Annotated in this window: 16 protein-coding genes; 5 read left to right on the plus strand and 11 right to left on the minus strand. The window is 68.2% G+C overall.

Going from position 1 to position 18797, the window contains the following annotated elements:
* Positions 1-17: 17 nt before the first annotated feature.
* A complete protein-coding gene (gene lepA / locus NRB20_RS19010; RefSeq protein WP_406603850.1) occupies positions 18-1877 on the minus strand; it encodes a translation elongation factor 4 in 1860 nt (619 codons plus the stop codon).
* A gap of 42 nt (positions 1878-1919) precedes the next feature.
* On the minus strand, positions 1920-4406 hold the full coding sequence (locus tag NRB20_RS39325) for an AAA family ATPase (protein WP_153411446.1): 2487 nt from the start codon (positions 4404-4406) through the stop codon (positions 1920-1922).
* Positions 4407-6199: 1793 nt separating this feature from the next.
* Between NRB20_RS39325 and NRB20_RS19020 the strand changes: the two genes are divergently transcribed.
* From NRB20_RS19020 to rpsT, 5 genes are all read left to right on the plus strand, one after another.
* A complete protein-coding gene (locus NRB20_RS19020; RefSeq protein WP_153411447.1) occupies positions 6200-7561 on the plus strand; it encodes an MFS transporter in 1362 nt (453 codons plus the stop codon).
* Between the two features lie 32 nt (positions 7562-7593).
* Positions 7594-8973, plus strand: coding sequence for a glucarate dehydratase (gene gudD / locus NRB20_RS19025; RefSeq protein ID WP_153411448.1), 1380 nt, complete (start codon positions 7594-7596; stop codon positions 8971-8973).
* A 60-nt stretch (positions 8974-9033) separates the two neighbouring features.
* Entirely contained in the window at positions 9034-9231 is a 198-nt protein-coding gene (locus NRB20_RS19030; RefSeq protein WP_153411449.1) for a hypothetical protein, read from the plus strand.
* Between the two features lie 65 nt (positions 9232-9296).
* Positions 9297-9866, plus strand: a complete 570-nt coding sequence (locus NRB20_RS19035) for a type II toxin-antitoxin system PemK/MazF family toxin (protein WP_153411450.1) — start codon at positions 9297-9299, stop codon at positions 9864-9866.
* Between the two features lie 197 nt (positions 9867-10063).
* Complete coding sequence (gene rpsT, locus NRB20_RS19040) at positions 10064-10327, plus strand: 30S ribosomal protein S20 (protein ID WP_319945099.1); 264 nt, start codon at positions 10064-10066, stop codon at positions 10325-10327.
* A 259-nt stretch (positions 10328-10586) separates the two neighbouring features.
* Here the strand turns inward: rpsT and holA are convergent, their stop codons facing one another.
* From holA to nadD, 9 genes are all read right to left on the minus strand, one after another.
* Positions 10587-11558: a DNA polymerase III subunit delta gene (gene holA / locus NRB20_RS19045; RefSeq protein WP_319945100.1), complete on the minus strand. Its 972-nt coding sequence runs from the start codon at positions 11556-11558 to the stop codon at positions 10587-10589.
* 109 nt (positions 11559-11667) lie between these two features.
* Positions 11668-13116 carry a ComEC/Rec2 family competence protein gene (locus tag NRB20_RS19050; protein WP_319945101.1) on the minus strand — a complete coding sequence of 483 codons (1449 nt, stop codon included), beginning with the start codon at positions 13114-13116 and terminating at the stop codon, positions 11668-11670.
* Positions 13117-13306: 190 nt separating this feature from the next.
* Positions 13307-14251: a ComEA family DNA-binding protein gene (locus NRB20_RS19055; RefSeq protein ID WP_153411451.1), complete on the minus strand. Its 945-nt coding sequence runs from the start codon at positions 14249-14251 to the stop codon at positions 13307-13309.
* Between the two features lie 269 nt (positions 14252-14520).
* Positions 14521-14721 (minus strand): hypothetical protein, encoded by a 201-nt coding sequence (locus NRB20_RS19060; RefSeq protein WP_153411452.1) that lies wholly within the window; start codon positions 14719-14721, stop codon positions 14521-14523.
* A gap of 176 nt (positions 14722-14897) precedes the next feature.
* Complete coding sequence (locus tag NRB20_RS19065; protein WP_153411453.1) at positions 14898-15740, minus strand: DegV family protein; 843 nt, start codon at positions 15738-15740, stop codon at positions 14898-14900.
* A 27-nt stretch (positions 15741-15767) separates the two neighbouring features.
* Positions 15768-16508: a diglucosylglycerate octanoyltransferase gene (gene octT / locus NRB20_RS39330; protein WP_406603855.1), complete on the minus strand. Its 741-nt coding sequence runs from the start codon at positions 16506-16508 to the stop codon at positions 15768-15770.
* A gap of 448 nt (positions 16509-16956) precedes the next feature.
* Positions 16957-17616, minus strand: a complete 660-nt coding sequence (locus NRB20_RS19075; RefSeq protein ID WP_153411454.1) for a histidine phosphatase family protein — start codon at positions 17614-17616, stop codon at positions 16957-16959.
* 76 nt (positions 17617-17692) lie between these two features.
* Positions 17693-18085: a ribosome silencing factor gene (gene rsfS, locus NRB20_RS19080; RefSeq protein ID WP_153411455.1), complete on the minus strand. Its 393-nt coding sequence runs from the start codon at positions 18083-18085 to the stop codon at positions 17693-17695.
* Positions 18085-18729, minus strand: a complete 645-nt coding sequence (nadD, locus tag NRB20_RS19085) for a nicotinate-nucleotide adenylyltransferase (protein WP_319945102.1) — start codon at positions 18727-18729, stop codon at positions 18085-18087. The genes rsfS and nadD overlap by 1 nt, the downstream gene beginning before the upstream one ends.
* Between the last annotated feature and the right edge of the window lie 68 nt (positions 18730-18797).

Genomic DNA, 18797 nt, shown 5'->3' on the forward strand with positions numbered 1-18797 from the left:
GGCCCGATCGACCGGAGCTATTTGCCCTTCGGTTTGTCCGAGGACGCTTCGGTCGACAGCGCCGCGACGAAGGCTTCCTGCGGAACGTCGACGCGTCCGATCGTCTTCATCCGCTTCTTGCCCTCCTTCTGCTTCTCCAGCAGTTTGCGCTTCCGGCTGATGTCACCGCCGTAGCACTTGGCCAGCACGTCCTTGCGGATCGCCCGAATGTTCTCGCGCGCAATGACCTTCGAGCCGATGGCGGCCTGGATGGGCACCTCGAACTGCTGGCGCGGAATGAGTTCGCGCAGTTTGGTGGTCATCTTGTGGCCGTAGGCCTGCGCGGCGTCGCGGTGCACGATCGCGGAGAACGCGTCCACGGCCTCGCCCTGCAACAGGATGTCGACCTTCACCAGATCGGCTTCCTGCTCGCCGGCCTCCTCGTAGTCGAGGCTGGCGTAACCGCGGGTGCGGGATTTGAGTGAGTCGAAGAAGTCGAAGATGATCTCCGCCATCGGCAGCGTGTACCGCATCTCGACGCGGGTCTCGGACAGGTAGTCCATGCCGCCGAGTTCGCCGCGCCGGGACTGGCACAGCTCCATGATCGAGCCGATGAATTCGCTCGGCGCGATCACCGTGCACTTGACCACCGGCTCGTACACGTGCCGCAACTTGCCCTCGGGCCAGAACGACGGGTTGGTCACCACGTGTTCGGTGCCGTCCTCGAGGATCACGCGGTAGACGACGTTCGGCGCGGTCGAGATCAGGTCCAGGTCGAATTCGCGTTGCAGGCGTTCGCGGGTGATCTCCATGTGCAGCAGACCCAGGAAGCCGCAGCGGAAACCGAAGCCCAGCGCCACCGAGGTTTCCGGGGCGTAGGTCAGGGCGGCGTCGTTGAGTTGCAGCTTCTCCAGCGCGTCGCGTAGGTCCGGATAGTCCGAGCCGTCGACCGGGTAGAGGCCGGAGTAGACCATCGGGCGCGGGTCCTGATATCCGGCCAGCGCCTCGGTCGCGCCGTCACGGGCGGTGGTGACGGTATCGCCGACCTTCGACTGCCGCACATCCTTCACACCCGTGATGAGGTAGCCCACCTCGCCGACGCCCAGGCCCCGGGTCGGTTTGGGTTCCGGGGAGACGATGCCGATCTCGAGCAACTCGTGCGTCGCGCCGGTGGACATCATCTTGATCTTCTGACGCGGGGTCAGCTTGCCGTCGACCACACGCACGTAGGTGACCACGCCGCGGTAGGTGTCGTAGACCGAGTCGAAGATCATCGCGCGGGCCGGGGCGTCGTCCTTGCCGACCGGGGCCGGGATCTGCTCGATCACCGCGTTCAGCAGTTCGGCGACGCCGACGCCGGTCTTCCCCGACACGCGCAGCACGTCCTCGGGCTCGCAGCCGACGATGTGCGCGAGTTCGGCGGCGTAGCGATCCGGATCCGCGGCGGGCAGGTCGATCTTGTTCAGCACCGGGATGACCGTCAGATCCTTGTCCAGTGCCAGATACAGGTTGGCCAGCGTCTGCGCCTCGATACCCTGTGCCGCGTCGACCAGCAGCACCGCGCCCTCACACGCCTCGAGCGCCCGCGACACCTCGTAGGTGAAGTCCACGTGACCCGGGGTGTCGATCAGGTGCAGGACGTAGTCCGACCCGTCGACGGACCAGGGCAGCCGCACGTTCTGGGCCTTGATGGTGATACCGCGCTCCCGCTCGATATCCATCCGGTCCAGGTACTGCGCGCGCATCGCCCGCTCCTCGACAACTCCGGTCAGCTGCAACATGCGATCGGCCAGGGTCGACTTCCCGTGGTCGATGTGGGCGATGATGCAGAAGTTCCGAATTTGCGACGGATCGGTGAACGTGGTATCGGCGAAGCTGGGCACTGGGCTCCTGGTCACGAAGGGTATTCAGGCGGCATCCATGATCCCATGGCCGCGCGATCACCCGTCAGCGAGGTCGACGGCCCGCAGGATCTGGAGTTCCTCGTCGGCGACGGCGTCCAGGTCGGTGCCCAGGCGCATGGACTGGCGGCCGATGGCGCGTTCGAGCAATTGGCGCATGGTGCGGCCGTTGGCGAAGGCGCTGTCGCGGTCGATACCGCCGATGTGTGCGGGCAGGGCTGCCAGGAGATCGTCGGCGAGTCGGTAGCCCTGGGAGGTGGCCGTCGCGGCGAAGATGCCGGCGAGTTCGTCGTCGGTGTAGTCCTCGAAGGTGATGGTGGCGCCGAAGCGGGAGCGCATACCCGGGTTCTGATCGAGGAACCTGTCCATCTGATCGGGATATCCGGCGGCGATGACGAGCAACTCGTCGCGGTGGTTCTCCATTTGCAGGAGCAACTCGGCGATGGCCTCGCCGCCGAAGTCCCGCTGACCGTCGTCGGCCACGAGCGCATATGCCTCGTCGATGAAAAGCACTCCGCCGATGGAACTTTCGATCACCTTGCGGGTTTTCGGGGCGGTATGGCCGATATATTCGCCGACCAGGTCCGGGCGGCTGCATTCGACCAGATGGCCCGAGCTGACCACGCCGAGTTCGCGGTAGATCCGGGCGATCAGACGCGCGACCGTGGTCTTGGCGGTGCCGGGGTTGCCCAGGAAGATCATGTGACGGCTGCGCGCGCCCACCGACAGGCCCGCGGCCTTGCGCCGGGCGTTCACCCGCACCTCGGTGGCCAGCGTGCGGACCTGCTGTTTCACCGAATCCAGGCCGATCATGGCGTCGAGTTCGGCGAGCAGTTCGGTCAGGTCGCGGCGCGGGCCGCCGCTGCCGCCCGGGCCCATCCCGCCCGCGGGCGAGTCGGGTAGATCGGCGAGGGTCAGTTCCTGGAGATCGCCGGAACCGATGCTCAGGCGTTTCGACTGGTTGGTGATGGTCTGTTCGAAGACCGTGCGCGCCGAACGCCCGTTCGCGAAGCCGGGGCCGCGGCCGATGCGGGACATCCGATCCGGCAGTGCGGCAACGAGTTCGGTGGTGAGGTGGTAGTCCTGCGCGCGGGCCGTCGCGACGTAGATTCCGGCCAGTTCCTCGTTGCTGTAGTCCGGGAATTCGATCCGCTTGCCGAAGCGTGAGCGCAGGCCCGGGTTCGCGTCGAGGAAATCCTCCATCTCCTTGGTGTAACCGGCGGCGATGACCACGAAATCCGCGCGCCGGTTCTCCAACTGCACCAGCAGTTCGTCGATGGCTTCCCGGCCGTGGTCCTGCTCGCCGCCCTTGCTCAGCGCGTATGCCTCGTCGACGAACAGCACGCCGCCCAGCGCCTTCTCCACCACCGCGCGGGTCTGCGGCGCGGTCGCGGCGATGAACTCCGAGACCAGGTCCGCGCGTTGAGTTTCCACCAGATGGCCCTTGGAGATGATGCCGAGTTCGCGGTAGATCTGCGAAATCATCCGGGCCACCGTGGTTTTGGCGGTGCCCGGATTGCCGGTGAAGACCAGGTGCCGGCTGCGCGGCGGGATGGACAGGCCCGCCGCGCGCCGCCGGGCATCGATCTCTGCCTCGGCGACCAGGTCGCGGACCTGCTGTTTGACCGGTTCCAGGCCGATCATCGCGTCCAGTTGCACCAGTAGTTCGGACAGAGTTTTGCCGGATCCACCCGGCTTCGGAACGGTGTCGAGTCCGGCGAAGTGGGCGGCGTCGACCAGGATCCGCGCATCCCGGCCCGTCGAGCCCTCGGCGACGGCGTTCTGGGACGCGGCTCCGATCAATTCCGCTGCGGCCCTGGCACTTCCGTTCGAGCGCAGATAGTCGACCATGCGAGTGTGCGCCGGATCGGTGATCTCGACATCGATACCGCGGACCAGTTCTCGCACCAGCGCCGCCGCCGCGTTGGGCCGGGTGAAGTCGGGCAGCGTGTATTGCAGTGTGCGCCGGACGAATTCGGGTGCTGCGTCGGCGAGGGTGGTCAACATCGTTGCGCTGCCGCACAATACGAGCAGCGAACAGGTGCGCGCGTCGTGCGAGGCGGCGATGAGCTTCTCCAGCGATGCGGGAGCGTTGACCTCGTCGAACAGGATGTCGGCGTTCTCGATGAGCAACATCGCCGGATCGCTCAGGTCGAACACCTTGTAGATGGCCGCGTCGAAGTTCGCCGCCACCGTCCCGTCTCGATTCCCGGCGATCTCGATCCCGTTCCTGCGCAACACTTCCGACCCGAACACGATCTCCGCCTCGGCCATCGCCGCCCGCACCCCCGCAGCCAGCCGCCCCTGCCCCGAATGCGGCGCACCGATGAACAGCAACACCGGATTCGGCTGATCGTCGGCATCATTGTGCCGAGTCCCATCCGCCCAACTCACCACCCGAACCACCCGCTCCAGAAACGGCGCAACCGGCTCGACCGCCACGAACGGCTGCCCACCGGGCAACCGCTCCACCAGCACCGCGACGTCGTCCCGAGCCCCATCACCCGACCGCGCAGATGCGGCCACCGCCGCCTCCGGAGCAGCGAATTGCCCAGCGCCAGAGGCCACTTCGCCTGGCAAACCCTGCTGTTCGTCTCCGGCAAAAGCACCCGGCTGCACAGCACCGAACCCTGCACCCACCGACAATCCGGGTTGCCCACTCACGGCCCCAGCACCGAATCGACCAGCACCAGAAGACACTTCGCCCGGCATACCCCGCTGCTCACCTCCGGCAGAAGCACCCGGCTGCACAGCACCGAACCCTGCACCCACCGACAACCCGGGCTGCCCACTCACGGCCCCAGCACCGAATCGACCAGCACCAGAAGACACTTCGCCCGGCATACCCCGCTGCTCACCTCCGGCAGAAGCACCCGGCTGCACAGCACCGAACCCTGCACCCACCGACAGTCCAGGTTGCCCACTCACCGACTCAGCACCGAATTGCTCAGCACCAGAGGATATTTCGCTCGGATAATCAGGCTGCGCAGCACTAGGCTGCACTGCGTCGAGCTGTGCGCTTTCCGGCAGGCCCGGCCGCGCGCTTGCACCTCGGACATCGAATTTCCCAGCGCTGGAGAATATTTTGCGGGGCACGTCCAACCGATCAGCTCCGGTTTGGGCATCGGTTCGTGTGGCGGGGGCATCGATCGGTGCGACGGAAGCATCAGTCGGTGCGGTGGGGGTGTCGGCACGTGGTACGTCGAGAGATGGCGGGGCGCTTGGAATCGGTGGTGGGGGAAGCGGATTGGGGGTTGGGATAAGCGGAGGTGATTGGTTGCCGCTGGCGGGTATGGGGTTGGCGGGAGGTTCACCGCCAGACCAGCGGATTGTCTCGGGGGCTGGAGACGTGAGGGCTTGGCCGATGGGCGGGATAGGGGCCGGGTTGCGGACGCTGCTGGAGGTGAACCCGCGTGCGGGAGCGGCCGGAGTGCGCCGGGCCGGGGCATCGGGCGTTGCGCCACTTCGACGAGGATCGGCCGCGGGTGAGCTCTGCTGAGCGGAGCTGCCTGGATTTCCGCCCAGCTGAGCAGGGTTCGCGGGAGCGCGGCCTTGCTGTACCGGGTTCACGGCGAAGCGAGCCTGCTGTGCCGGGTCCACGACAGAACGGGCCTGCTGTGCTGGGTCGATGGCCGAACGGCCCTGCTGAGCAGGATCCACGACAGGACTGCCCTGCTGAGCCGGGTTCGTAGCGGAACGGGACTGCTGCCGCTGGTTCACGACGGGACGGGCCGGTTGCGATGGGGCGGCGGGACCGGGTGGCTGGGTGGTGGGGCGGGGTGCGGCACCGGGTTGTGGAGGGGCGGGCTGTTGTTCGGCGATGCGTGCGCCGGCGCGGATACCAGGGTCGAGGGGCGGGGAGGCGAACTGCCAGTATGTTCCGTTGTGCCACATCCAGGAGGAGCCGGGATCGAGTCGCCACCAGTATCCGTCCGCCGTGCACAGCACCGTCGACCGGCCGAGTGCGGCCTTGGCCTCCGCGTCGGTGAACTTGTCGAACCACGGACCGCTCACCGTGCCCCCTCTCACTGTCACAGATCGAGACCACTATAGGCACATGCCCGGATCCGGTTCTGGTCCAGGGATTTTCATGACTCGGGGCCTACTCGGCTCCCCGGGAAATGCATCGTGCATATCGAACCGCGTCGAGAATTCGATACCTTCCGTGCATCGAACTATTCACCATCGGTGTTGGACAGGCATCAGTGACCGGCCGTAACGTCGTCGGAGCGTGAGGCGAGTCACTCGCGGTCCGGATATCCTTCGCACGGGTTCGCGGCGCGTTGCGCGCCGTATTCCCGGATCGAAAGGGTTGGACGATGGCGTTCACTCGCAATTCCGCGACGCCGCTGGATTCGGCGGTGAGTAAATTCTTCCGCCGCGTCGTACCGCTGCTGATCATCATGCTGATCTGCAATCAACTCGATCGCGCGAATATCGGATACGCCACCAAATACCTGGAGGCGGATGTCGGAATCGGCGCGGCCGCATACGGTTTCGGCGCAGGTATCTTCTTCGTCGCGTACGCGATATTCGAATTGCCCAGCAATATGCTGCTGGAGAAATTCGGCGCGCGGATCTGGCTGACCCGGATCATGGTCAGTTGGGGCCTGGTCGCGGCCGCCATGGTCTTCGTGCGCAGCGCCGAGATGTTCTACGTACTGCGCTTCCTGCTCGGCGCGACCGAGGCCGGCTTCTTCCCTGCGGTCATCTTCTACCTGGCCAAATGGCTGCCCAACGCGCATCGCGGGCGCGCGACCGCACTGTTCGTCGCCGGATCCTCGGTGGCCGCGGCGATCTCCGGGCCGATCTCCGGACCGCTGCTCACCATGAACGGACTGCTCGGCCTGCACGGCTGGCAGTGGATGTTCGGTATCGAGGGGCTGCTGTCGGTCGTGGTCGGCGCGATCGCCTACCTGCTGCTGGATTCCCGGATCACCGATGCGAAATGGCTCGACGACGCCGAACGGACCGCACTGTCCGAGGCGGTCGAGGCCGAGGAACAGCGCATCGTCGCCACCTCCGACAAACGCACCCTCTCGCGGTGGCGGATGCTGGCCGATCCGCAGATGCTGCTGTTCTGCTGGATCTATTTCGCCATTCAGCTCTCCATCTACGCCAATACCTTCTGGCTGCCGACCATCGTGCGACGCATCCACGGGCTCGGCGACGTCACCGTCGGACTGCTCTCGGCACTGCCCTGGCTCAGCGCCGTCGTCGCGATGTATGTCACCGCGCGGATCGGCGACCGGCGCGGCAACCGGCGCCCGCTGCTGATCGGATCGCTGCTCACCGCGGCCGTCGGCACCTACCTGGCGGCGGTCGTCTCACCGTGGCCCGCGCTGGTGTTCCTGTGCATCGCGGCGATGGGCTTCAAGAGCGCGAGCCCGCTGTTCTGGTCGATTCCGCAGTCCACGCTGCATCCGCTGGTGCTGGCGCCGGCCATCGCGGTGATCAATTCGCTCGGCAATCTCGGCGGCTTCGTCGCGCCCTACGGCTTCGGTCTGATCAAATCGTCCACCGGCACGGTGACCTGGGGGCTGTACGCGCTGGCGGCGGCCTCCGCACTCGCCGCGGCGTCGGTGCTGTTGATCCGTCGGCGTCGTGGCGGACCGGCCGCCACTTCCGAATCAACCGGGCCCGCACCGCATTTCGACGGCGGCGCGGCCGACCCGGCCTGATCCTCGCCCCGCTCCCTCGACAGAAAGAGTTCATGACCGTGCCCTCCGCGACGCCCCACTCCCCCGCAACGTCCCGGTCCACCGCGATCCCCGTCGTCACCGAGATGCGCGTGGTCCCCATCGCCGGACACGACAGCATGCTGCTCAACCTGAGCGGGGCGCACTCACCGTACTTCACCCGAAACCTGGTGATACTCAACGACTCCGACGGCAATACCGGCATCGGCGAGGTGCCGGGCGGCGAGCCCATCCGGCGCACCCTGGAGGATGCGCGCGCACTCGTGGTGGGGCGTCGCATCGGCGATCACCACGCGGTGCTGGCCGATATCCGGCGCACCTTCGGCGATCGCGACGCGGGCGGACGCGGGGCCCAGACCTTCGATCTGCGGATCGCGGTGCACGCGGTCACGGCCGTGGAATCTGCGCTGCTGGACCTGCTCGGACGGCATCTGGACGTGCCCGTCGCCGCGCTGCTGGGTGAAGGGCAGCAGCGCAGCACGGTGCAGGCGCTGGGATATCTGTTCTTCGTCGGCGACCGGAACCGGACCGACCTGGCCTATCGCGGTCCCGCCGACGAGGACGGCGACGACGACTGGCTGCGGCTGCGGCACGAAGAGGCGCTCACCCCCGAAGCCGTGGTGCGGCTGGCCGAGGCGGCGCAGGCGCGCTACGGATTCGCCGATTTCAAACTGAAGGGCGGCGTACTCGCCCCCGCCGAGGAGGCCGCGGCCGTCCGCGCACTCGCCGAACGGTTCCCCGAGGCTCGAATCACCTTGGACCCCAACGGCGGCTGGCTCCTGGACGAGGCGGTGCGCACCGCGCGCGACCTGCGCGACGTGCTGGCCTACGCCGAGGATCCCGTCGGCCCGGAAGGCACGCTGTCCGGTCGCGAGGTGATGGCCGAATTCAAGCGCGCCACCGGACTGCCGACCGCCACGAACATGATCGCCACCGATTGGCGCGAGATGGGGCATGCCATCCGCTCGAACGCGGTCGACATTCCGCTCGCCGACCCGCACTTCTGGACGATGGCCGGGTCGGTGCGCGTCGCGCAACTCTGCGATGCGTGGGGTCTGACCTGGGGTTCGCACTCCAACAACCACTTCGACGTGTCGCTGGCGATGTTCACCCATGTCGCCGCGGCCGCGCCGGGCGAGATCACCGCCATCGATACGCACTGGATCTGGCAGGACGGGCAGCGCATCACCGTCGATCCGCTGACCATTCGCGACGGTCGGCTCACCGTGCCCGACGCGCCCGGGTTGGGTGTGGAACTGGATCTCGAGCGCGTCGAGGCGGCGCACGAGCTGTACCTGCGGGAAGGGCTGGGCGCGCGTGACGACGCCCGGGCGATGCGGTATCTCGTCCCGGACTGGCAGTTCGACAGCAAACGTCCCGCGCTGTGCCGGTGACGGTTCGGCCGCGGCACTGCCAGGTCGATCGCAACGCCGGCCCGCTCGGACCCTGCCGCAATGCCGACGACCCGAGCCGAGCTGGACCGAGCCGAGCCGGGCCGAGCCGAGCCGGGCCTGGCCGAGCCGAGCCGAGCCGGGCCGGGCCTGGCCGAGCCGAGCCGGGCCGAGCCGAGCCGAGCCTGGCCTGGCCGGGCCGAGCCGGGCCTGGCCGAGCCGAGCCGGGCCTGGCCGAGCCGGGCCGACGGTCGCGCCTGAGCGCTGACGATTGTCCCTACCAGGCAGGATGAGAACGGCGGAATCGGCCGTTATGCTCGCGGACTATGGCCGGTACGTGGAGCTCACTAGGCAGGCAGCTGGGAACCCTCGCCCGGGCGCAGGGCCCTAGGATCGTGCGGCAGCAGGCGCCCAAGCTGGTCGACCGGATGCAGCGCTCCGCGGTGTGGGATCGGGCCGTCGGCAAGCGTCGTCCGTCCGGTGTCGCGGTGCGACCGACGGCGTCGGTGCCGGTGCCCACGCGCGAGCGGGCCCGCCAGGTGGTCTACTGCCCGCGTCTGGACGGCCGGGCCGATCCCGGTGAGATCGTCTGGACCTGGGTGCCCTTCGAGGAGGATCCGGGGCAGGGCAAGGATCGTCCGGTGCTGGTCGTCGGGCGGGCCGGGAACACCCTGCTGGGGTTGATGCTGTCGTCCAATCCGGAACGTTCGCACGATCATCACTGGGTCGAAATCGGTTCGGGCCCTTGGGATTACCAGGGGCGCACGAGTTGGGTGCGACTGGATCGGGTGCTGGACGTGCCCGAGGAGGGCATCCGCCGCGAAGGGGCGATCCTGCCCCGCAAGACGTTCGACATCGTCGCGCATCGGCTGTGCCGGGAGTACCACTGGCAGTGAGCCCGGCGTGACCGAGGTACAGTTTTCACCGTAGTAAGCGTCCGACCAGGGCGATTTCACTCGGAGTCCACCCGGCTGGTACTCTCGATCGTCGGTGTTGCGCTATCCGGCCGTCACGGTTTCGGCGTAGCGCGCCCAGAGACTTCGCAGCAGTACAGAACACACCACACAAACGACAGGAATCAGAGGAACTACGCGTGGCAAACATCAAGTCCCAGATGAAGCGGATCCGCACCAACGAGGCGGCGCGTCTGCGCAACCAGTCGGTGAAGTCCGCGCTGCGCACCTCGATCCGCAAGTTCCGCGAGGCCGCCTCGGCCGGTGAGAAGGATCAGGCGCAGGAGCTGCTGGTCAGCGCGAGCCGCAGCCTCGACAAGGCCGCAGCCAAGGGCGTCATCCACGCCAACCAGGCCGCGAACAAGAAGTCGGCGCTGGCGCTGGCGTTCAACAAGATCGGCTGATTTCCCGCGGTAGTTCCTACCGCACCACGCTTCACGGCCGCCGTGGCAGAGGGTCTGCGAGAGCAGACGACCACGGCGGCTTTTGTCGTGTGCGCAGATGTTTCAGCGCCTGAGCGTCATTCGCGAACGAGCCACGATCGGCGATGACGAGATCGGTACGACATGGCACCGTCGCTTGTACGGATGCGGAGTCCGAGTCGTGCGAATCCACGGCGTAGCTGCGGTCAATTCGCGACGGTCAATTCGCGGCGGGCAGTTCTCAGACTGCGCCGTGCAGATCGAGGATCGTGGACAGGGCGTGTTCGAGGGCGAAGTCGGTGTCGGCGGCACCGCCCTTGACGTCGGCGTTCAGGGTGGCGACGACCTGTAGGGCCGAGCCGATGGTGGCGGCGGTCCAGCCGCGGGCCTGGCCCTGAGCCTTCTTCACCTTCCAGGGGGGCATGCCGAGCTGGGAGGCGAGCTTGAACGGGTCGCCGCGACCGGCCGAACCGACGCGCGCGATGGTGTGCACCGAATCGGCGAGGGCGTCGGCGAGCAGGACCGCGGGCACACCGCGATCGGTGGCCCAGCGCAGCGCCTCCATCGCGGCGGGACGATCCCCGGCGACGGCCAGATCCGCGACGTCGAATCCGGTCACCTCGGCACGGCCCGAGTAGTAGCGGCGCACCGCGGCGACATCGACCTTGCCGCCGGTGTCGGCGGCCAGCTGCGAACAGGCCGCGGCGAGCTCGCGCAGATCCGAGCCGACCGCCTCCAGCATCGCCTGCACCACGTCGGCCTGTACCCGCAGACCCGCGGACCGGAACTCGTTGCGCACGAACTCGACCCGCTCGCCGGCCTTGCTCACCTTCGCGCAGTTGTGAGTGACCGCACCCGCCTTCTGCAACGCCGGGGCGAGCGCCTTCGCGCGACCGCCGCCGGTGTGCAGCACGACCAGCACCACTCCCTCGGGCGGCTCGGCCGCGGCCTCGGTGATGACCCCGACCGCATCCTTCCCCGCCTCGGCCGCGGACTCCAGGACGATCACCCTGTCCTCGGCGAACAGCGACGGGCTCAGCAACTCCGCCAGCTCAGCGGTGCTCGCATCGCCCGCGCGCAGCCGATCCACCGGCAGCGCTTCGGGATCCGGGGCGACCGCGCGCACATCGGAGACGATCGAGGCGACCGCGCGCTCGATGAGCAACTCTTCCTCACCGAGCACGAGGTGGACGGAGGCAGGACGATCGGTCACGTCCCGCATCCTACGGTGAGCCACCGACACCTCCGCATCTCGCCGCCGCGCCGGATGAACAGCGCGCCGAACTGACTGTCGTCGCACGGTGCCGCTTCGGGCGCTCTCCTCACGGTGGGTCGGCTCCCGAATGGTCGGCGGGGCGGGTGATGCGGTGCAGCAGGATCAGCAGGCCGGCGACGACGATCGCGGTGGCGAATCCGCCGCGCGGACCGTCCGGCAGGTCGACCGAAATGCCCAGTGCCGCACCGTGTTCGGCGACGGACAGCAACCACCACAGGGGTGGTCCGGTGAGCCGCAGTACCAGCACTCCGGCGGGTAGCCACACACAGGAGAGCAGCGCGCCGAGTGCGCCGACCACCGTGATCGGCGCGATCACCGGCTCCACCAGCAGGTTCGCCAGGATGGCGAGCAGGCCGACGTGTCCGGTCAGCGCCACGATCAGCGGTGCGGTCAGCAGGAAGGCCGCGGTGGCGACGCCGACGGCTTCGGCCGGGCCGCGCCGCCAGCCGCGGTCCTCGAGCCAGTGCGACCAGCGTGGTGCGAGCACGATCAGGCCGATCGTGGCCAGTACCGAGAGCGCGAAACCGATGTCCAGGGCCAGTTCCGGCGACCAGCCGAGCAAACCGATCGTCGCGCCGCTGAGTGCGGGCAGTGCCTGTTTACGGCGGCCGAGCATGACCGCGAGCACGGCCACACCACCCATCACCGCCGCGCGCAGCACCGTCGGCGAGGGACGGGCCAGCACCACGAAACCGATCAGCGCGACGGCGGCCAGCACCGCGCCCACCCGCGGATCGATGGTCAGCAGACGTACCGAAATCATCACCGCCGCAAGGACGATCGTCACATTGGTGCCGGATACGGCGAGTAGATGCGACAGTTCGATCTGCTGGAATTCCGCACGCACGCGATCGGGCAGCCGGGACACGTCACCATCGACCAGTCCGGGCAGCAGCCCGGCCTCGGTCTTCGGCAGGGCCCGCGCGGCCGCCGCCGCGAAGTGCGCGCGAACCGATCCGGCCGCACGCTGCCACCACGGCGCGCGCTCGACGGTGACCGGCGGCCCCTGTGCGCGCAGGACGGCCACCGTCAGGTCCCGTCGCCACGGCCGGTCCAGGCGCGCCCGGAACCGCACCGCCTGCCCCGGCAGCAATCCCGGCCATCCGCGCTGGGTGGCGAGCACGATCACCGCACCGCCCGCGTGCACCGGTACCGCACCGTGCCGATATTCCCGCAGATCCGCCTGCACCATCCACTGCCGTGCACCGAAAGATTTGGCGGGCAAGGGTTTCGGATCGTCGCTCGGCACGATCGTCACCGTCAGAGAGGTACCGACCGCCGCCGTTCGCAACGGATGCGTCGCGACCCGATACTCCCGCCAGGCCGCCGCGATCCCGAACCCGATCCCCACGACCATGGCCGCAAGCAACGCCATCCCCATCACCCGTGTCCTCTCCCGTCGACCTCGAACCATCCACACCCCCACCCCGATCGCCACACCGACGAGCAACCCCACCACCATCACCCCTACCCACCAGCCCGCCAGCACGGTCACAACCGTTATCCCCCAACACATCACGGCCGCCGGCACCAAGCGCGCATCCAAGACCTCCGGCACCACCGCCTCGCCTTGCTCGACCCCGCTCACCCCGCACCCCCGAAGAGCCGACCGCCCACGAGGGCAGTATGTGGTTCGGGCACAGGCATATTCGGGCCATGCGCCCCGATGAGAAGCCGTTGCCGGTTCATAAGGTCACCAGATCGCGAAGGCGAGCCAGACGGGTGTGACCCAGGCCCGGAATTTCGCCGAGTTGGTCGAGGGTGGTGAAGCGGCCGTGTTCGGTGCGCCAGGCGATGATGTTGCGGGCCGTAGCGGGACCGACGCCGGGAAGTTCATCGAGTTCGGATTCGGTGGCGGTGTTGAGGTTCACCTTCGCCGCAGGGGTCGACGCACCGGACGTGCGCGCGACGTGATCGGTACCGGACAGCACCGCACTGCCGAGTTGCGGTGTGCCCGCCCGCGGACCGAGCGCACCGACGATGACCTGATCACCATCGGCCAGTCGCTGCGCCAGATTCAGCCGAGCCAGATCGGCACCCTCCCTGGCCACCGCGACCGCGAGAGCATCAGCGACCCGGGAGCCCGCCGGAAGATGCAGCAGACCCACGTGCTCGACCAGCCCGACCACGCTCACCACCAGTTCCGCCGGTCGGCTGGGTGGCGGTGCCGACGTCGGCCGCTCTACCGACGTGCCGGATGGGACAGGCGGCCCGGATTCACTCACCTGATCCGAGCTCTGCGCCATCGGCAACGGCGGAACCGGCTCCGCCACAGGACTTTCCCGCTGCGTCACCATCACCGCCGACAACACCGCCACCACCCCGACACACGCCAGCACAAGCACCCCACGCCGCCCCGGATGCAACCGAACCCCACGAAACCGTGCGGGCATCAACCGCTCATGCCACATCGAGACACTGCCCGCCGGCTCACTCAGCCAATGCGGAGTATTGGGCACCCCGGCCACATCGTCATCCCATCCCCCGGACGTACCTGTCTCGCCCTCGGACTCCTCGAACTCCCCCTCCTCCGATTCCCACCCACCACGCATCGCCCGCCGACCAGGCCCGCGCCCATCGAGCGCCCCCAGCCGCTCCCTAACCCGCATCCGCTCGTCATCCCGCGCCATGCCAGCCACCATAGGATCGCCGCCACCCACGCCACCCCCACCGACCAGCACTTATATCCGCCCTGTGGACAACCATTCCCCTGTGGACAACCCACCCGCCGCAACCAATACTTGTCGGCCCTCTGTGCTACCGCCCATACCACCCGGCCGCTGCCCGAAACCATGAGGACACCGACCGCCTCCGACCCACCACCGCCGAACCGAATCAGCCTCGGCAACAACACTATTCGCCAACGCACGGGCCCGCCGAACAGCAGATCCGGCAGATGTCACACCGGCCCGTCCGACGCCTTGCGCAACAGTTCGTCGGAAACCACGCCACCGGGCTCGGCATCGGGCCGAGCGGGCGCCCCACCATGGATCAGCTCGCCTGCCGACCACCACGTCGCCCCGAACTCAACTGGTGCCGAGAACAGCGCCAGACTCGACACAATCAGTGCAGATAGATGAAACAAGTTCGGCAACAACACAACTCAGCGCTCACGAGCTGTCATGCCATCGGGGCCAAGCCGTTCTATTTCGCGTTGCCGCCGGGCCCGTCACCGCACACCGGCCCGCCGCCGCCCGCGCAGCAGCATCCGCCGACCGAGCCGGGCGCGCAGACCGCCGCCCGGCCCGCACCGCGGGGTCGGTGCGCCCGGCGTGGTCAGCCGCAGCCGCCGGGGACCACTACTATGCCGACCGCGCCCGAGCCGAGGTGTACGCCGAGGGTGGGGCCGAATTCGGCGGTGACGAGCTCGCGGATATCGGGGATCAGTTCGGTGAGTTGGGTGGCCAGGGTGGCGGCGGCGTCGGGGGCGGCGAGGTGTTGGACGGCGATCGACGCGCCTGCTTCGCCGGCCGAATCCACTGCGGCGGCAACAAGTTTCGCGTATGCCTTGGATCTGGTGCGGGCCTTCTCGCGGAGTTCGAGGCGGCCTTCGATGAGTTGGAGCAGGGGTTTGGTCACCAGTTCGGTGCCGAAGAACGCGGCGGCGCTGCTGAGCCGTCCGCCGCGACGCAGCTGTTCGGTGCGGTTGACCATGATGAAGGCCCGCCCGCGACCGGCGGCGGCGACCGCCGCGTCGTAGACGACGTCCAGCGGTGCGCCGGTCCGCGCGCGACGCGCGGCGGCCAGCACCGGCAGCCCGGTGCCGAGCCCAGCGCTGAGCGAATCCACCAGACGTATCCGGTCGGCGGCGTCCATATCGTGCACGGCCTGTCGACCCGCCTCCCAGGTCGCCGAGAGCTGACGCGAAATGTGCACGGCGACAACACCATCGCCGGCGCTGAGGTCGAGGGCGTGCTCGTAGGCGGCGCGCAGCTCACCGGGGGACGCGGCCGAAGTGCTCACCGTCGCCGAGGCGTAATCGATGACGCATTCGTCCACACCCTCGTGAATCTCACGATCGTCCACCAGCACGTGCAGCGGCACCACGCGAATGCCCAGCTCCGCCACCAGATCGGCGGGCAGGCTCGCGGAGGAGTCGGTCACCACGACGACGGCCATCGCCTCAGGGCCTTCCGGTCCGCATCGTCAGCAACTCACCTCCGTGATCACCTTCACCATCGCCCGCGCGACCGCGGTGTGCCCCTCCCAGCCCCAGTGGATGCCATCGGGATTGGACTCACCGTGGAAGACGTTGTCGCGCACCGCTTCTCCCAGATCCACCAGCGGCACAGCGGTTTTCGCGGACCATTCGCGCAGCGCCCGCACCGCGGGCTCCCGGCCGGTGTGCACCCGGCCGTACGCCTCGCAGTCGTGCACCGAGGGCAGCACACCCACCACCGGCAGTTCGGGACGCAACTGCGCCAACGAAACTCGCGACTGTTCGAGGTAATCGATACTCACGTGCGGCGGCAACGCCACCGGCCGCCCCAGCTTCGACAGCCGCGGCTGCAACCAGTTGTACCCGTCGCGCACCCGCCGCCGCACGGCCGGTGGCCGCACATAGCGAATCAACTCACGCAGCGCGGTGGGCAGCGGCGACGGCAGCGAATCCATACCACCCGTGGCGAAGACCACCGCCCCCGCGCGGGGAACCGCTGCCCACACCCTGGGATCCCCGATCAACGCCCAGTATGCGTCGCGACATGTCCAGCCGATCCGCCCGATCAACTCGACATCCCAATCCAGCTCCGCCGCAACCAGATTCGGCCAGATCCGCGGATCGTTCGCGGGCAGCCCACCCTTGGGCCCGAAGTAGGCCAGCGAGTCGGCGATCACCAACAACACCGGCCGGTCGGAGCCACCCGTGGATTCCACACTGTCGTCCACATCGACCACGCGAGACCCCTTCTCCGCGACAACAGATGCATCCGGCGAGTCCGCTCCGGAGTCGGCGGCCGAATCGCTCTCGGCCGCTCCGGAATCGGAAACCTCTCGGACGCTCCCTGGCGGCCCGGTATCTCCCTCGGAATCACCCGCACCGCTCTCCGAACCACCTCGCCGAGCCTCGCTCGCCCCCGACTCCCCTTCCAGCGCAACCGGTTCCGGCGCGGGCCCGCCGAACAGCAGATCCGGCAGATGCCGCACCGGCCCGTCCGACGCCTTGCGCAACAGTTCGTCGGAAACCACGCCACCGGGCTCGGCATCGGGCCGAGCGGGTGCGGGCCCGCCGAACAGCGCGTCCGGCAGCCGCCGGACCGGCCCCTCGGACGCCTTGCGCAGCAAGTCGTCCGATACCTGCCGGGTCGAGTCGTCCCGGTCGTTCGGGGTGGGTTTGTCAGAGGACATCAGGTGCTACCTTTGCCGCCGCGTTCCAAACATCGAGTCGCCACCCGGGACGTTCGATGCTCGGACCGTGGCTGCTGAGCTGCACCCAGCTGGTATTCGCCAGTCCACCCAGGACGGGCCAGTTCGCCGCAGGCAGTTCGAGCAGCGCGGCGGTCAGAGCCGCGATCAGCCCGCCGTGCGCGACGAGGATGATGGTACGGCCGGGCCAGTCGGCGCGCGCGTCGAACAATTCCCGCACCACCGGCAGCGCCCGCGCGCCCACCTCGAGCTTGCTCTCGCCGCCGGGCGGGGTGAACGACGCGTCCAGCCGCCACTGTTGGCGCGCACCGGGATACCGGGCGTCGACCTCGAGGTGGGTGAGCCCCTCCCAGTCGCCGAGCTGGGTCTCGCGCAGCCGCCGATCGGGCACCACGTCCAGATCGCTGTGATCGGCCAGCGCGCTGGCGGTATCGAACGCGCGCCGCAGATCCGAGGAGATCAGCGCGATCGGCTCGACCCCGAGTAGATCCCGGGCCGCGTCCTTGGCCTGCCGACGCCCCAGCTCGCTGAGATCGGTGTCGTACTGACCCTGCATCCGGTCGGCGGCATTCCATTCGGTCTGGCCGTGGCGCAACAGGATCAACCGGCGAACGCCGTCGTGCTTAGTCATCTGTTTCCGTATCCGTATCCGACGCCCAGCCGACCACCGGGCGGCGTGTTCGCACGCGCCGCCGCGGCCGCGTCCGTCACTCGGGCGATCCGTCCGCCGTCCGGGCCTGCCCGACCCCCTCGACCGACACCTGCGGGCAATCCTTCCAAAGCCGTTCCAGCCCATAGAAATCGCGCTCGTCGCTGTGCTGGATGTGCACCACCACCTCGACGTAGTCCAGCAGCACCCAGCGCCCCTCCCGGGTGCCCTCACGACGCACCGGCTTGTGCCCGGCGACGCGCAGTTGCTCCTCGACGGCGTCGACGATCGCGTTGACCTGCCGCTCGTTGGGCGCGGACGCGATGACGAAGCAGTCCGTGATCACCAACTGATCCGACACGTCGAGCACGACCACATCGGTCGCCAGTTTGTCGTCGGCGGCACGCGCGGCCACCTGTGCCATCTGCACCGCTTCGGCGGATGCTGTCATTACGCCCGGCCCACCTTCCCGTTCCCTACCGGCACGTACAGATGCCGCTTCGATATGTACTGCACGACCCCGTCCGGCACCAGATACCACACCGGCCGCCCCTCGGCGGCCCGGCGACGGCATTCGCTCGACGAGATCGCCAACGCCGGAATCTCGATCACGGTCACCGCATCGGGCGGACTGTTCCGCAGATGCTGCTTCAGATGATCGGTGTTCAGTTCGTACCCCGGACGGCTCACCCCGACGAACTTCGCCAGTTCGAACAGTTCCGCCCAATCCTGCCATGTGAGGATGTTGGACAGTGCGTCCGCACCGGTGATGAAGTACAGCTCCGCGTCGGGATGCTGTCGTTTGAGGTCGCGCAGGGTGTCGACGGTGTAGGTGAGCTTGCCGCGATCGATGTCCGCGCGGCTGACCGAGAAGCGCGGATTGGACGCGGTGGCGATGACCGTCATCAGATAACGATCCTCGGCCGGACTGACCTGTTTACCGGACTTCTGCCAGGGTTCCCCGGTCGGAACGAAGATCACTTCGTCGAGGTCGAACCGGTGGGCGACCTCGCTGGCGGCGACCAGATGCCCATGGTGGACGGGATCGAAGGTTCCGCCCATCACGCCCAGTTTGCGCCGGCCTGTTTCTCGCACGACTGTCGAGCTTACTGGGCGGCGTTTCCCCGGCGTGTCACAGCCGCCCGTCGCGGGGGCAGCGCGGG

This window comes from Nocardia macrotermitis, assembly GCF_009604405.1.
Classification (GTDB): domain Bacteria; phylum Actinomycetota; class Actinomycetes; order Mycobacteriales; family Mycobacteriaceae; genus Nocardia; species Nocardia macrotermitis.

Coding starts and splice junctions, on each gene's coding strand:
- NRB20_RS19020 (WP_153411447.1), top strand. CDS start 6,200: ATGGCGTTCACTCGCAATTCCGCGACGCCGCTGGATTCGGCGGTGAGT.
- gudD (WP_153411448.1), top strand. CDS start 7,594: ATGACCGTGCCCTCCGCGACGCCCCACTCCCCCGCAACGTCCCGGTCC.
- NRB20_RS19030 (WP_153411449.1), top strand. CDS start 9,034: ATGCCGACGACCCGAGCCGAGCTGGACCGAGCCGAGCCGGGCCGAGCC.
- NRB20_RS19035 (WP_153411450.1), top strand. CDS start 9,297: ATGGCCGGTACGTGGAGCTCACTAGGCAGGCAGCTGGGAACCCTCGCC.
- NRB20_RS19055 (WP_153411451.1), bottom strand. CDS start 14,251: ATGGCGCGGGATGACGAGCGGATGCGGGTTAGGGAGCGGCTGGGGGCG.
- NRB20_RS19065 (WP_153411453.1), bottom strand. CDS start 15,740: ATGGCCGTCGTCGTGGTGACCGACTCCTCCGCGAGCCTGCCCGCCGAT.
- NRB20_RS19075 (WP_153411454.1), bottom strand. CDS start 17,616: ATGACTAAGCACGACGGCGTTCGCCGGTTGATCCTGTTGCGCCACGGC.
- rsfS (WP_153411455.1), bottom strand. CDS start 18,085: ATGACAGCATCCGCCGAAGCGGTGCAGATGGCACAGGTGGCCGCGCGT.